Genomic DNA, 14,974 nt, shown 5'->3' with positions numbered 1-14,974 from the left:
CGTGCTTTTTTCCTATATATCACCATAATTATACAAGTAACATATAGTTAAATCTATATTTTTTTGTAATATTTTGTTTTTTCTTAGGTGCTCTAACATTAATATCGGCTTCAAATGGAATTATTCAAGTGTTTAACTCGTCCTTTCTAAATTTAAAGTACAATTACAAAAAAAAACCAGCCCCCTCACAAGGACTGATTTCAATATGTTTAAATTTCCGGCTTCATTTCCACCGAAGAGACGCGGTTGTGCATCATTTTTTTGGCTTCTCTGAACGTTACAAAGTTTTTGCTCTTTTCGTCCCATAAACGGAACTTTAAAGATTTTAAGCTTGTAGCAAGTGTAATCGTTGGTACATGTTGAAGTGGTGGTGTGCTGTGATGGCACTTTTCCAATTCATAGTTAGGTACCCTTGGACTTAAATGGTGAATATGGTGGTAGCCAATATTACCTGTTAGGAATTGTAATACTTTTGGAAGCTTATAAAAAGAACTTCCTTCTACTGCAGCTGAAACATATTCCCAATCTTTATCCACTTCAAAGTAGGAATCTTCAAACGTATGTTGCACATAAAATAACCAGATTCCGACACTTCCGGCGATCATGAAGATGGTGCCGTGAACGATCAGGAATGCCTGCCATCCGATTGCCAGGCTCAACAGTACGGCTACAGCCACAATTAGTACATTAGTCAAATATAAATTGTTGCGTTCTTTTTGTCTTGCTTCTTTACGGTTGAAACGGTTTCTGATTAAGAATGTGTAAATTGGTCCTAAACCAAACATAACCAATGGATTGCGATATAGACGATAAGAAAAACGAGTTTTAAGTGATGCTGCTTTGTATTCTTCCACAGTCAGTGTCCAGATATCACCAACACCGCGCTTGTCTAAGTTTCCGCTTGTTGCATGGTGAACAGAGTGGTCATGTCCCCATTGATCGAATGGGAATAATGTTAGCACTCCCGTTAAGGTCCCTACTGCACGGTTCCACTTGCGATTCTTGAAGAAGGAGTGATGCGTGCAATCATGGAAAATGATGAAGATACGTGTCATGAATCCTGCTGCGAAGATGGCTGGTATCAACGCCAACCAGTAGGAAACAGATAAGCTTATATAAGTGAGATACCACAACAGGAAAAATGGCGTTAGCGTATTAATCAGCTGCCAGATACTCTTTTTAGTTTGCGATTTTTCGAAAGGAGCAACTTGTTTTTTAAGGTTTTTCATTTCATTTTGAATTGACATTTTATTAAATCCCTTCGTTGTTGACTTGTTACACTTAGTATATCCAATCCAAAAAAATAAGTTAGTAGCAGGTGTCATATGCTGAGTATGACAAATGTCATATAGTTTTTGTAAGGGATTGTCAGACCTCTTATAATTCCTTGTCAGACATGGGATTTCATTTAAGAAAAAAGGAAAAATTTTTATAAAAAAAATAAAAAAAGAGCGATTCCATATGGATGATCACTCTTCAAGCAGCAAGTTGATTTGGTTTTACTCTTTTTTTTGAAAAAAAACTGTGCAGGAGCATGCCGATAATAATGATGAATAACCCAAGCATCCCCATACCATTCGGCATTGGAGTGGATAAAAGCATTATTTCTCCAATTAATACAAACAACACTTGAGTCGATTGGGTCGCTTCGACTACGGCGAGTTTTTCTTGGCTGTTTCTCACCATGTCTGTTGCGATAAAAAACAGGGTGGTTGCAATGACGCCTGAACTGATTGCGACAATGAATGTTTGGAGAACCTGTTCCTGTGATGGTGCCCCCACCGTCATATACCCTCTTGCTGCAACAAGCAGCCACACAGGGATAGTGGCCAATGTCATACCCAGGACACGTTGAAACGTATCCACCCTTCCCCCGCAAACCTCCATCATTTTCCGGTTTCCAAGCGGATAGGCAAAGGATGCAATCGCAACAGGAATAATTCCATAAAGGATCATAGGTAAGGAAATACCACTGCCTTGTTGAGTTTGAATGAACAGGACGCCTGCAAAAATAACCATCGAAATGAGGAGACCCCTTGCTGGTATTTTCTCACGCACCCGCTTTCCATTCACCACTTTATAAAAGAACGGACCCAAAAGGACGCCGGCAATAATGGTTAACTGCCATGTACCTGCGACAAGCCAACCTGGTCCATAGGATGCCGCAAAAGTTATGGGACCGTAAAAAAGGACAAAACCTGTGAAGCTCCATATAAACCAAGGCAACGGATTGGTCCGCATTTCTTGAAATAATTGTTTTAAATTGCCTCTTAACCAGACAATGACAAAGAGAAACGGCACCATAAAAAAGAAACGCAAGGAAGAACTCCAAAGCCAACTTCCGCCTGAAAGCTCCATAGAACGGTTTAATACGAAGGTCACAGCAAAAAATACGGATGCTAAAATACCTAATAAAATAGCCTTCATCATTTCCACCTTACCCTCTGAAGTCTTTGATACTATTCTATCTCTCTCTAATAATATGTAAAGGGAGAATACTTAGCATTCCGAATTTTATTCTCATCTAGTGTCACCTCTATATACATCCTCCATTAAATGAAATCCATCTGCTATTACCGTTTCATCCATATTAGATCTGTTCACCGCAATTGGAGGAAGCAACACAGAGGGCACTTCTACTTTTCCATTGTTCACCTTTCGACTGGTGTCAATGTATTCCCCCTTAGCCATAGCTACCGCTAGTCTTGCCGCTTCTTCTGCGAGTGTGGGTATCGGTTTGTATACCGTCATCGTCTGGGTGCCTTCCACAATACGCTGTGCGGCCGCTAACTCTGCGTCTTGACCTGCCACAGGAATCTTGCCAGCTAGACCCGCTTCCTTAAGAGCTACTATTGCCATCCCAGCTGTTGCATCGTTTGCAGCGATGACAGCATCAATTTCCCCATCATTTGCAAGGAGTGCCTCCTGCATGTTGGCATAGGCGTTGCTTGGAAGCCAGTTTTTGGTCCACTGATCATAAATGACCGTGATGTCTCCTTTATCAATCAAAGGCTGAAGTACTTGGAATACCCCCTTTTTGAACAGGTGGGCGTTATTGTCCGTATCCGCTCCGCCAATATAGACATATTTTCCTTTTGGCACCAGTTCCGTTATCGCCTCTGCCTGCAGCTCTCCAACACGCTCATTATCAAAAGAAACATAAAGGTCGATATCTGCATTTTTAATGAGTCTGTCATAAGAAACAACTTTTATCCCTGCGCCGTGTGCCTTCTTAACAATAGTTGCCGTTGCTTCTGCATTGTGCGGGACGATTACCAGTAAGTCCACTCCCTGACTGATTAACGTTTCTGCCTGAAGGATTTGCAGGGCATCATCGCCGTTTGCTGCCAATATCTCCACTTCCGCCCCTAGGTTCTTCACGGCAGATTCGAAAAGGTCACGGTCCCTAAGCCACCTTTCTTCCTCAAGTGTGTCCATGGAAAAACCAATCTTTATCTTCTTCTCTATTGAAACATCCTCTTTTAACTCCTCGATAGTCTCATTAGAGCTCCCCTTAGTCTCGCATCCCAAGGCTACAAAAAACAGAGCCAGCGTTACAAGTACCGTCATCATTCTGCGTAATCGAAGCTCCACTTTTTTCACCCCTTCTTCCTACTAGCCTTTATTTCCAAGCAGTGTTTTTCGATATTCTTTTGGAGATATATTGGTGACCTTTTTGAATACTTTACTGAAATAATTAGGGTCATGGTAGCCGACTTCAAATGTGATTTCCTTGATACTTTTTTCTGTATCGTTCATAAGCCTTTTTGCTTTTTCCATGCGGCATTCTGTTAGGAAATCAATGTAGTTAATGCCCTGCTTTTCCTTGAACATTTTACTGATATAAATGGGGCTTAGTCCTACTTTTCTAGCAAGGGTATCAAGTGAAATATCCTCATGAGAGTGGTCCATGATATATTGCTTAATCTGCTGAATCGTATCTGCTTCTAAGTGGTTATAGTAGATGGCAACAGCTTGCTTCATCCTCTCAAGCAGTTGCACAGTTTCCACCCGAAGCTGGCGATAATCCACCGTTTGAACTGGAAATAAAGGCGTTGCTGATTCCACTCCCATATCATTCAAGACTCTAGAGGCTAACCAGAGAACTTCCAATATCCGCTGTTGGGCATGCAAAAGATTGGTTTCCTCTTTTTCAAAGCGCTGAATTAGCCGCATAACGATTCCATGAACTTCTTCCCAGTTGCCAAGACGAAGTTGATCGGCTACAGCTTTTTGCTGATTCTTGTCCATATGACCTTTCATTATCTCTCTATCTAAATGAATATCTTCATAAAAACGGTAGGTAGCAGAAGCTTTTGTGATCATTGTAGCTGTAAGAGCATCTTGGTAGGACTTTCTGACATCATCTAAGGAGTTACAAACTCGGCCTATTCCAATGAACCAATTTAGATTTTCTTCTTTTTTGGAGATTGACAATATCTCTCTGGCAAGCGTACTTGCCTGGGAACGATATGTCTGATTAGGCTGCCGAAACACAATAATCGGAAGTTGATTTCCATATAGAGCTCCTACCCAGCCGCTTTTCTTTTCCCTTACTTTATTCTTGATCATAGAATATTTTGTTTCGCTTCCTGCAGGCAACAGGACAATCATGGCAAACATCTCATTAGTTGAAGAAATATCGAGCATCTCCACCAACATATCCACATGCACTTCATGAACATGGTCAAACAATAATTGTGTTACCACATCCGTCTCTACCAGCGTCAACGTTTTTTGTAGTGCCGCTTCCTGTAGCATGTTTTTGTTTTGCCTGATCTTCTCTTGCTTTATTTGTTCTAATACTTTTCCGACCGTCGCCTTTATTTCAGCTACTTTGCTTGGTTTAAGAACATAATCTTTGACCCCAAGTTTAATAGCCGCCTTTACATACCCGAATGTATCGTATGCAGTTACCATGATGAATTTTATATCCGAATGCTTGGCGCTAATCATTTCCACTGCTTCAAGTCCATTCAAACCTGGCATTTTAATATCCATCAAAATTAAGTCTGGTATGAAATCATCCGCCAATTCCACTGCCATTTTTCCGTTTTTAGCTTGTTTAATGATGAGGTCAGGGAAGTTTCTCTCCAGAATCGCCTGCATGCCTTCCCTTTCAATCTGTTCATCATCTACAATGAGGAGTTTTATCATCCAGTTCGACTCCTTTTCCAAAAGATTTAATAACGGTTGAGACTATGAATGTATTTTTATGATAATTTTTGTTCCTTTACCAAACGTGCCTTCAATGTCCATAACATCTTCATATCCATAGAATAGCCGGAGACGTTTTACTACATTGCTGAATCCGATGCCGGTAGAATGACCTTCTGTTGGTGGGTGGGATTCATCTTTAAGTATTTGTTTGATTTTTTCCTGTGCCATCCCCATGCCGTCGTCCTCTATTTCTATCATCACCAAATCTCCTACTTGTTCGACTCGAAACCAGATGTTTCCTCCTTCTTCCTTTGGTTCCACTGCATGAATCACAGCATTTTCAATTAGCGGTTGAAGGGTTAAGGCTGGAATTTTCAAATCAAGGCATGAATCGTCTATCTCCATATGCAGTTGCAGCCGATCTGTAAAGCGAGCCTTCTGAATGTCCATATATTGCTTTAATACCTGGATTTCATCTTGAAGGGTCACAGCGCGGTCTTGGCGTTTTAAGTTGTAACGAAGAATTCCCGCCACACTGACCAAAAGGTCGCTTGTTTCCTCTGAGCCTTCCAAATAAGCTTTCTTCGAGAGGGTGTTGAGTGTGTTGAATAAGAAGTGCGGGTTAATCTGGCTTTGCAAACTCCTAAACTGGCTTTCTTGCAAAAGCAGTTTACTTTCTTGTAGCTCCCGTTCAAGCGCAGCCTTTTGCTTAATTTCTGAAATCAGATTGTTGATATTGATTCGCATTCTATCAAATGTCCTAGCCAAAAAGGCGATTTCATCATTGGTTTCCACTTTAACCTGTTGATCAAAATTCCCTTTGGACAATTCATTGGCTGCTTTTGTCAACTGAAATATAGGCCGTGTAATAGTTAGGGAAAACCAGTAAGTGATAAGAAGCAAGAAACAGATTATCAATAGCAGTATCCAAATCCCGAGCTTGATCACTTCTCCGGATTGTTCGATGATCCCCCTGTAAAACCTCTCTGATGTATTTAATTCCATATCAATCAAGGTTAGAGTCATTTCTGAAATATAGCCGGTGATCCGGGTCGCTTCCGAAAATTCTTGAACGGCTGCTTCTGTCTCGTTCTCACTCTGGAACATGATAGATCTATTTGTTGTTTCCACAAGACTATCTATTAAATGGATATAGTTAGTTAGAGTAAAATCATTTTCCGTATTCCTCAGATGGTACACAGCGTATTTAGCCTGTTGAACTTTTTCCTTGCTTGCGTCAAGTTTCCCCAGGCTTTCCGTGCTCGGGTCAATTGTATAGTTGTTTAGATCTGTTACTAGTTGTTGGCTCGCCTTTGTGACCTCGTTCATACTCAAATATCTTTGCAGAATGTCGTTATACTGTTTATGTGTTTTATGATTGTAATATGTAAGCGCTATCCAAATTGCCGACATAATGACCAAAACTACCGTGGTAAGGGTAAGGATTTTCTTTTGGATACTTGTCATTGGCGACTTGCTGCTTTCCTGAATCTGATATCTGTCAAATACCCAACCTTATCAAGCGGAACGGTAACTCCTGTCAACCATTCCTTCATAAGCTGGACACTTTTTCTTCCCATCTCTTCCGGTTCCTGTTCAATAAAACCATCTAATTTTCCTTGCATAAGCAGGGACAGGGACTCTGGACCATCGTCAAAAGAGTAGATATGATATGGTTCCACCTGTGACCGCTTTCCAATTTCCTCAATCATCGCACCGGCGAAATTCGCATTAATCGCAATAAATGCCTCCACATCAGGTTGTTTGTTCATTACATCCTGTGTGGTTGCAATGACCTGCTCCCTCGTGTCGTCAGAAGTAGCATGAGTCAAGTTAATAGTATTGTAAAATTTCAATATATCCTGAATTCCATCCAACCTTTGTTTCTGGTAAAATTCTTGGTTTTTGTCATACATCAGTACGACATTCCCTTCTTTCCCCATATCCTTCAAAATCTGTCTGGCAATCATTTTCCCTGCCTCATACTGGTCAGATCCTACATAAGTCCGCCTGATACTTTCTGCCATAGGTACATCATTGGCTACAGTAATAACAGGAATACCATGAAAGGCGGCCTTAACCTTCGTTAGATCCTTAAACTCTTCTGTATCTAAGCCTTGAATGATAATTCCATCCACTTTAGACTGGATGGCGATTTCAATATTTTTAAGAAAGTCATCTTGATTCTTTCCGTAGCTCCCCCATACTTCAAGGCTCACATTGCTCTTTACTGCCTGCTTTTTGGCACCGATGGTCACTTTGTCCCAAAAAGGGGTTTCCATATCCTGAGTAATCAGGACCAGCCGATGTTCTTCTTGGCTTGAATTTAGCGGTTCAGGCAATTGCCAATCTGATTGGAAGGCTTTTTGGGCAGATAAGAAAGTAAGATGAATAAGTAGAATGATAATCAGTAAAAATGCAAGAATTGCTGTTTTGCGCAAGACTAATATCCCCCTCCCCAAATTGAGGTGTACTATTTTCATCATAGCACCTAATGGAAATAGTACAATCCCTGTTGATTAAAGGAATCAACAGGGATTGCACGTTTATATTTTACGTTCATTATCTTTTTTTGCGTGTCATGACATCAAAGATTACCGCTCCGGCAAGGACTCCTCCACGTATCATGTATTGATACGAAATACCTACACCTAAAAGATTCATGCCGTTTGAAAGGGACGCCATTACAACCGCACCGATAATCGCGCCTGTTACTTTCCCCACTCCTCCAGCTGAAGAAACTCCGCCCACATAGGCAGCGGCAATCGCATCAAGCTCAAAAAGTGTACCAGCCGTTGTAGTTGCAGATTGCAAACGTGCAGTAAATAAGATACCAGAAAGGGCAGCAAGCATCCCCATGGATCCGAATACAATATAAGTAATCTTCTTCACATTGATTCCGCTTAAATGCGCAGCTTCCGGGTTGCTTCCGACCGCATAGATATGGCGGCCAAGCACCGTTTTAGTGGTTAAAAAATGATAGACCACGACCACTAATAAAATGATGATAACAGTCCAGGAGAATCCATTATAGCCTGCTAAAATCCAAGTTATATAACCTATTATCGCGGAAACAAAGAATAGCTTTAGTGCAAAAATTGGCTTGGAAACCACTTCAAAGTCATATTTTATTTTATTTCTGCGAGTGGAGATTTCGCTGTAGATATAAAGCAAAATACCAACCAACCCCACCAAAAGGGATAGCAGGTGCAAGCCGTTCACTTCCACAAGAGACGGAATATATCCATTACCAATGGCATTGAAAGTATCATCCTGGATGATGATCGTACCAGTTTTCTCTGTTACTTGCAGCAAAGCCCCACGGAAAATAAGCATGCCAGCGAGGGTGGCAACAAAGGACGGAATGCCAATTTGAGCAATAAGCACCCCATTAAATAATCCAACAGCAACCCCTAACAGTAAAATTACCGGAATGGTTATCCAAACAGAAACCCCTGCTTGTGTAAGTAAGATAGCTGCAATCGCTCCAAGAAATCCAGCAGCATACCCTACAGAAAGATCGATATGCCGAATAACGATAACGAGCGTCATCCCTACTGCCAGCACGGCGATATAACCAGCAGAGTCCAATAGATTACTAATGTTACGGGATGACATGAACAAGCCGTCTGTCATAAACGTAAAAGTTAATATAATGACAAATAATGCGATATACATTCCGTAGTCACGGATGTTTTCATGAAAAAGCGTTCTGGCTTCTTGAATAACATTCATCGTAATACCCCCTATTGCGTAGCAAGCTCCATAATTCTTTCTTGGTCTGCTTCTTCTATTTCCAATTCACCTTTTATTTCACCCTGTGCCATGACATAGACTCTGTCACTCATGCCAAGTACTTCACCAAGCTCAGAAGAAATCATCACAATACTAAGTCCCTCATCAATAAGCTTGTTCATCACTGTGTAAATCTCGAATTTCGCACCAACGTCGATTCCACGGGTCGGTTCATCAAGTATGAGGAGCTTTGGACCGACAAACAGCCACTTTCCAATGGACACCTTCTGCTGGTTTCCACCACTAAGATTTCCTACTAGCTGTTCCAAAGAAGAAGCTTTAATATGAAGTGATTGTTTGTACTGATCTGCGACCTTGATTTCCTCATTTTCGTTTATGACACCTTTAGAGGCGATCCCTTTTAAGTTCGCTGCAGAGATATTACTCTTAATATCCTGCAAAAGGAAGAGACCGTCGTCTTTCCGGTCCTCTGTGACGTAAGCAATCCCTGATCTGATTGCATCACTTGTATGTTTAAGTGTAGTAAGCGTGTTATTCCACATCAGGTCGCCTTGGATTTTGTAGGATTTAGCATTGCCGAAAATGCTCAGTGCGAGCTCGGTCCTGCCCGATCCCATCAAGCCTGCGATCCCCACGATTTCCCCTTTTTTCACATGAAGATTTACATTCTTCACTACCTGTCTTCCGAGTTGGGGATCATAAGCAGACCAGTTGTGGAGTTCAAGAACATTTTCTCCCGCTACTTTTTTCGTTCTTTTAGGATAGATGTCTTCAATTTCCCTACCCACCATGTTCTTAATGATGACACTTTCTGTGATTTCACCTTTGGTAGAATCGAGCGTACAGATCGTCTTTCCATCACGAATGACAGTGGCTTTGTCTGCAATGCTGATTACTTCTTTCAACTTATGGGAAATCATAATGCAGGTTATTCCCTGCTGTTTCAGTTCTTTTAATAGCTCAAGCAAGTTTTCACTATCGTCTTCGTTAAGTGCAGCAGTCGGTTCATCTAAAATTAGAAGCTTAACCTCTTTACTTAAAGCTTTTGCTATTTCCACTAGTTGGCGTTTTCCAACACTCAAATCTCTTACAAGTGTGTCAGGGTTTACGTCAAGCTTCACTTTCCGGAGTAATCGTTTGGCTTCTACAATCGTCCTATTCCAATCGATAATCCCACCAAGCTTCATTTCATTTCCAGCATAAATATTTTCATACACTGTCAAATCCGGAAACAAAGCTAGCTCTTGATAGATGATGGCTATGCCGGTATTTACACTGTCACTGATTTTGTTAAATTGCTGAACATTTCCTTCATATACAATGTCTCCATCATATGTTCCATATGGATATACTCCGCTCAGCACCTTCATCAGCGTGGATTTTCCTGCTCCATTCTCCCCGATCAAGCAATGAATTTCGCCTTTTTCCACTTTAAAATTCACATTGCTCAGCGCTTTGACTCCTGTAAATTCCTTGGTGATGTCATTCATCTCCAATATATATCTGCTCATCCTTTTACCCCCTTAACAAAAGCAATGACAATGGCGAAATAGTGATAAGGAAGCTATCACTATTTCGCAAAAAATTATTATAACCCTGTAAATTCGCTTGCTTCGTAATATTCAGAGTCGATTAGTTCTTGTTTAACATTCTCTTCGTCCACTACGATGACATCTGTTTGTTTTGCTTTGACTTCTACTTCTCCGTTATCGTAAGAACCTGTTGTTTCAGGAGTTTTGCCGTCAAGGATTTCCACTGCAATTCCCATAGCATCCGTCACTAATGTACGTACGTCTTTGAATACCGTCATAGATTGCTTGCCATCAATGATATATTGGATGGACGCTTTTTCAGCATCCTGACCTGTTACCAAGAAGCTTGAAACTTCACCGTCAGTTGCGAACACATCTGCAATTGAACGAGCTGTTCCGTCATTTGGAGCTAGTACTGCCACGTCACCTTTCATATCTGCATCAACAGCTGTAAGATGCGTTTGCGCTTTGTTTTTCGCTTCATTTGGATCCCAGTTTGTTGTTACCTGACCTAAAATTTTACTCATTTGATCACGAGTAAGTTCCGCTGTATCTTTCAACGCTTCCGCTTCACTGGAGTTTGCAATTTTGAATGTTCCATCTGCAATCTTCGGTTGTAACGTTTTCCAAGCTCCCTCAAAGAACAAGAATGCGTTGTTGTCAGAAGCTGCACCTGCATATAAGTAAAGTGGTACGCCTGTACCTTGTACGTTATCAATCAGATATTGACCTTGTGCTGCACCAACCGCCACACTGTCAAACGTTACATAGTAATCCACCGCGTCTGTGTTTGTAATTAATCGGTCATACGAGATAACCGTGATTCCTTCTTTTTTCGCCGCTTCTACCGCTGCAGCTGCTGCATCTCCATCTTGAGGAGTGATAATCAGCACTTCAATTCCTTTATTGATCAATGTTTCTACGTTCTCTTTTTCCTTGGCAGAAGAACCTTGGCTAAAGAGGATTTCTGTAGTATAGTCAGAATCCTTCAATGCATCCTTGAATCGTTGCTCGTCCTGCACCCATCTTGGCTCATCCTTTGTTGGTAATACGATTCCCACACTTACACTGCCGCTTCCCCCTGTGCTACTGTTACACGCTGCAAGCATAGCTGTAAAAAGCATTAAAACAAGTAATAATGACATAGCTTTCATTGTCTTCTTCATGTGTTGCTCCCCCTTTGTTTTGGCTTGTTTCATTGAATTGATTACATCTTAATTATATGGTGGGGGTCGAGTTGGTTGTAAGCGCTATCACTAGCACTCTTTTGGTATTGTCTGTACTTTTTTAATAATTGGGAATATTTTAAGGGGGGAAATATCTCTACAAACTCTAGTACTTTCATACAAGCACCTTCTATTAATCTTTCATTAATAATAGTAGGAGGTGATACTAGATGAAAAAGATTATCTTGTTTGCTGATACGGGAATTGATGATGCGCTTGCCCTTATCTATGCATTGAAAAATCCCGAGATAGAGTTGAAAGCAATTGTTGCTGGATATGGAAATACGGACCGTGATCGCAGCGCAAGAAATGCAGAGTATTTGTTGGAATTGGCTGGCCAGGAAAGCATTCCCGTCATTAATGGAAGCACACGGCCATTAAGCGGGGAAGTACCGGAATTCTTCCCGGAAATCCATGGAGAAGAGGGACTGGGCCCTATCATTCCGCCAGTCCCTGCAGAACGTTTTCGGAATCGAACGAATTTTAGTCAGTTGTTTCGTATTATAAAAGATCATCCCAATGAATTAATGGTTGCGAATGTCGGCCGCTGTACATCGCTTGCTATGGCTTGGTTCTTGAGTCCTTCTGTAATGGAATTGGTAAAAGAAACGTATATTATGGGAGGCGCTTTTATTGAGCCGGGTAACGTTACAGAGGTAGCAGAAGCCAACTTTTTCGGAGATCCTATTGCAGCAAATTTCATTGCACAAAATGCCCCTAACCTGACAATCATTCCTTTGAATGTAACCCGCAAAGCACTCATTACACCGAGAGTCGTGGATTTTATCGAGACTGTTGCCACTACTCCGCTTCAGCAGATCATCAAGCCCATTCTTGATTTCTACTATGAGGCTTATCAGGAGTTAGAACCAGGGATTGCCGGAACGCCTCAGCACGATATGGCAGCTGTGATGGCAAGCCTCGGGATTCCTGGATTATTCACTTACACAAGAAAACAGGTGAAGGTCGAATATAAGGAAGGATATGCAGAGGGACTGTCGATCGCAGACTTCAGGCCAGGCGTACCAGAATGCACAGGTGCAGGTTGTGTGAGGATTGCGACGGAGATGGATAAAGGTATTTTCTTTGTTGATATGCTGAGGACTTTGATTAGGAATGATTAAGAAAAATCATGAGATCCATTGGTGGGATTTCATGTTTTTTTGTCTATATGATCGAAGTTATTTGAATTCAATGGTTATTGTCTTATAGAAGAATTCTATTTGACCGAAGCAACCCAAATCAACTGCTAATGTCTTATAGAATGCTTCTATACGACCGAAGCAACCCTAAATCCGCTCCTAATGTCTTATAGAACGCCTCTATACGACCGAAGTAACACCAAATCCGCTCCAAATGTCTTATAGAACGCTTCTATACGACCGAAGTAACACCAAATCAGCTGCTATTGTCTTATAGAACGCTTCTATACTACTGAAGCAACCCAAATTCAGCTCGAAATGTCTTATAGAACCCATAAAATGTAAAAGTGCAGCCGCTTCACAGCAACTGCACTAACACAACAATATTAATATTCAACTTTAACCGTTCTTCCCTCCTCATCTGACCGGCGAATTGCATCCATCACTACCTGCACAACATACCCATCCTCTAAAACAGGCAAATCAGGGTTAACCCCGTCTCCTGACAGAGCTTTGTACACCTCATCCAACGAGCGATAAAAAGCATTGTAATAACCAGCAGCAACCGGATTCATCCCCTCTGGTATCGTCAAAGCTTCCTCTATTTCCACTTCTTCTAAAGGACTATTCCCGATGCCAACTAGCACCTTGTTGTCCTGAGCCATTTTAATCGTGCCTTCTGTTCCGTAAACCTCTAACTCCCATCCTTCTGCATGGCGAACGGCAATGTTGGAGCCGATGTTAAAGGTGCCTCCGCCTTCAAAAGTACCAATCGCTTGGAAAGCATCATCCGCTGTTCGTACTTCCTTATCCGCATTTTCATCTACGAATTCCGGTACATGAGTAGTCAGTTGTCCGGAAACAGATTCCACCTTCCCATCTGTCCACCAAAGGAGAGAATCGATGAGATGAGAACCTACCGCTCCAAGCATCCCACCTGCCTGATCCTTTTGACTTAGCCAGCCGCGTTTACTTGTAGCGTATCTATCGTACCCTGCAATGTTCAGAGAGAAATTCACATGCAACACCTTGCCGATTTTCCCGCTTGAAATGATCTCCTTTACCTTTTGTCTTGCTGGCAAAAAGCGATACTCAAAATTAATCCAGCCCATTTTACCAGCTGCATCTCTTGCATGTATCATCTTCTCCGCCTCCTCAGCATCAAAGGCCATAGGTTTCTCACATAAAACGTGGTTGCCGCTCGCGAATGCTTTTACCACCATGTCATGATGTAACAATGGTGCTGAAGCAACGGAAACCAAATCTAGCTCTTCTGTCTCCAGCATTTCCTCCCAGTTTCCATAAACATTTTCAATGCTTGTTTCCTCTTTAATCTCATCAAGTCTCCCACGGGATACACTCGCAATCGACACTACTTCAAACCCTGGATGACTTTGCATCACAGGTGCATGAACTTTTGCGCCAAAACCTGTACCAATAATACCTACTCTTATTTTTTTCATATTAAATTCCCCTTTTATGTAGTTGGTCTTTCTCTTCATTTCGACAAAAAACAGCACTCTCCTCTTTTATGTAGGAAAGTGCTGTTTAACATTGCGTATTAATGGCATTAATGGCGGTATTTAAGAGCCAAACCTTTTAAGAAGTTTCTCGCATATTTGTCCATGCATGTTTTATAATTTTTGTGTCCTTTTTTCCTTAGAAAAGCTCCCAATTCACCCTTCGTTATTGTCACACCCGCTTCTCCAATGATGTCGATAATATCTTCAGTTGTTAACGCAAGGGCAATCTTTACTTTTTTCAAAAGAATATTGTTTGCTGGCTCATTGGAAAATGGCGGCTTTGCAGGTTGACCGGGTCTTGGTTCCTGTCTGCCTCTTTTGAAAATAATCAAACCGTTTAGGAACGATTCAAGCTTATTGTTGTTGATCGGCAGAATTTCTTCTTCCTCAAGCGCCTGCTCATACTCTCCCTCGGTGTCATAATCATAGCTATCCACCTCTTTGGTGAGCATCATTTGGACTTCTTCTCTCGTTACTTCAATATCGCCAAGTTTAAAGATCTCCACCATATCGTTGTCCTTGATGTCTAGTGCGTATCTTAGTCTGATAAGTATATCGTTGTTCGTCATGTATAAGCTCCTTTTTTGTATTGCTCATTCCCTATATTTATTACCATTTACCAATAAATTTACCAT

At 41.4% G+C, this 14,974-nt stretch carries 12 protein-coding genes; 1 reads left to right on the top strand and 11 read right to left on the bottom strand.

What is annotated here, in order from left to right; genetic code table 11:
* Window positions 1–209: 209 nt before the first annotated feature.
* The 9 genes from LG307_RS04565 to LG307_RS04525 form a co-directional block, all read right to left on the bottom strand.
* On the bottom strand, window positions 210–1,247 hold the full coding sequence (locus LG307_RS04565) for a fatty acid desaturase (RefSeq protein WP_404448543.1): 1,038 nt from the start codon (window positions 1,245–1,247) through the stop codon (window positions 210–212).
* A 229-nt stretch (window positions 1,248–1,476) separates the two neighbouring features.
* On the bottom strand, window positions 1,477–2,427 hold the full coding sequence (locus LG307_RS04560; RefSeq protein ID WP_404450377.1) for a multidrug resistance efflux transporter family protein: 951 nt from the start codon (window positions 2,425–2,427) through the stop codon (window positions 1,477–1,479).
* A 93-nt stretch (window positions 2,428–2,520) separates the two neighbouring features.
* Window positions 2,521–3,603, bottom strand: coding sequence for a sugar ABC transporter substrate-binding protein (locus tag LG307_RS04555; protein WP_404448541.1), 1,083 nt, complete (start codon window positions 3,601–3,603; stop codon window positions 2,521–2,523).
* Between the two features lie 12 nt (window positions 3,604–3,615).
* Window positions 3,616–5,157: a response regulator gene (locus LG307_RS04550; protein WP_404448539.1), complete on the bottom strand. Its 1,542-nt coding sequence runs from the start codon at window positions 5,155–5,157 to the stop codon at window positions 3,616–3,618.
* A gap of 42 nt (window positions 5,158–5,199) precedes the next feature.
* The gene (locus LG307_RS04545; RefSeq protein ID WP_404448537.1) at window positions 5,200–6,627 is read right to left on the bottom strand and encodes a histidine kinase; all 1,428 of its coding nucleotides are present in this window, start codon (window positions 6,625–6,627) and stop codon (window positions 5,200–5,202) included.
* The gene (locus LG307_RS04540) at window positions 6,624–7,601 is read right to left on the bottom strand and encodes a sugar ABC transporter substrate-binding protein (protein ID WP_404448535.1); all 978 of its coding nucleotides are present in this window, start codon (window positions 7,599–7,601) and stop codon (window positions 6,624–6,626) included. Before LG307_RS04540 ends, LG307_RS04545 begins: the two co-directional genes overlap by 4 nt.
* A gap of 121 nt (window positions 7,602–7,722) precedes the next feature.
* Window positions 7,723–8,895, bottom strand: coding sequence for a sugar ABC transporter permease (locus LG307_RS04535; protein ID WP_404448534.1), 1,173 nt, complete (start codon window positions 8,893–8,895; stop codon window positions 7,723–7,725).
* An 11-nt stretch (window positions 8,896–8,906) separates the two neighbouring features.
* Window positions 8,907–10,427, bottom strand: coding sequence for an ATP-binding cassette domain-containing protein (locus tag LG307_RS04530; RefSeq protein WP_404448532.1), 1,521 nt, complete (start codon window positions 10,425–10,427; stop codon window positions 8,907–8,909).
* Between the two features lie 77 nt (window positions 10,428–10,504).
* On the bottom strand, window positions 10,505–11,614 hold the full coding sequence (locus LG307_RS04525) for a sugar ABC transporter substrate-binding protein (protein WP_404448530.1): 1,110 nt from the start codon (window positions 11,612–11,614) through the stop codon (window positions 10,505–10,507).
* A gap of 230 nt (window positions 11,615–11,844) precedes the next feature.
* On the opposite strand from LG307_RS04525, the gene LG307_RS04520 reads away from it, so the two are divergent.
* A complete protein-coding gene (locus LG307_RS04520; protein WP_404448528.1) occupies window positions 11,845–12,798 on the top strand; it encodes a nucleoside hydrolase in 954 nt (317 codons plus the stop codon).
* 404 nt (window positions 12,799–13,202) lie between these two features.
* Here LG307_RS04520 and LG307_RS04515 read toward each other — a convergent pair whose 3' ends face one another.
* The gene (locus LG307_RS04515; protein ID WP_404448527.1) at window positions 13,203–14,279 is read right to left on the bottom strand and encodes a Gfo/Idh/MocA family protein; all 1,077 of its coding nucleotides are present in this window, start codon (window positions 14,277–14,279) and stop codon (window positions 13,203–13,205) included.
* A 107-nt stretch (window positions 14,280–14,386) separates the two neighbouring features.
* Entirely contained in the window at window positions 14,387–14,908 is a 522-nt protein-coding gene (locus tag LG307_RS04510) for a DUF1456 family protein (protein WP_404448525.1), read from the bottom strand.
* Between the last annotated feature and the right edge of the window lie 66 nt (window positions 14,909–14,974).

This window comes from Sutcliffiella horikoshii (genome assembly GCF_044809035.1).
Classification (GTDB): domain Bacteria; phylum Bacillota; class Bacilli; order Bacillales; family Bacillaceae_I; genus Sutcliffiella_A; species Sutcliffiella_A horikoshii_G.
This window is presented reverse-complemented; position numbering and strand designations above follow the sequence as displayed.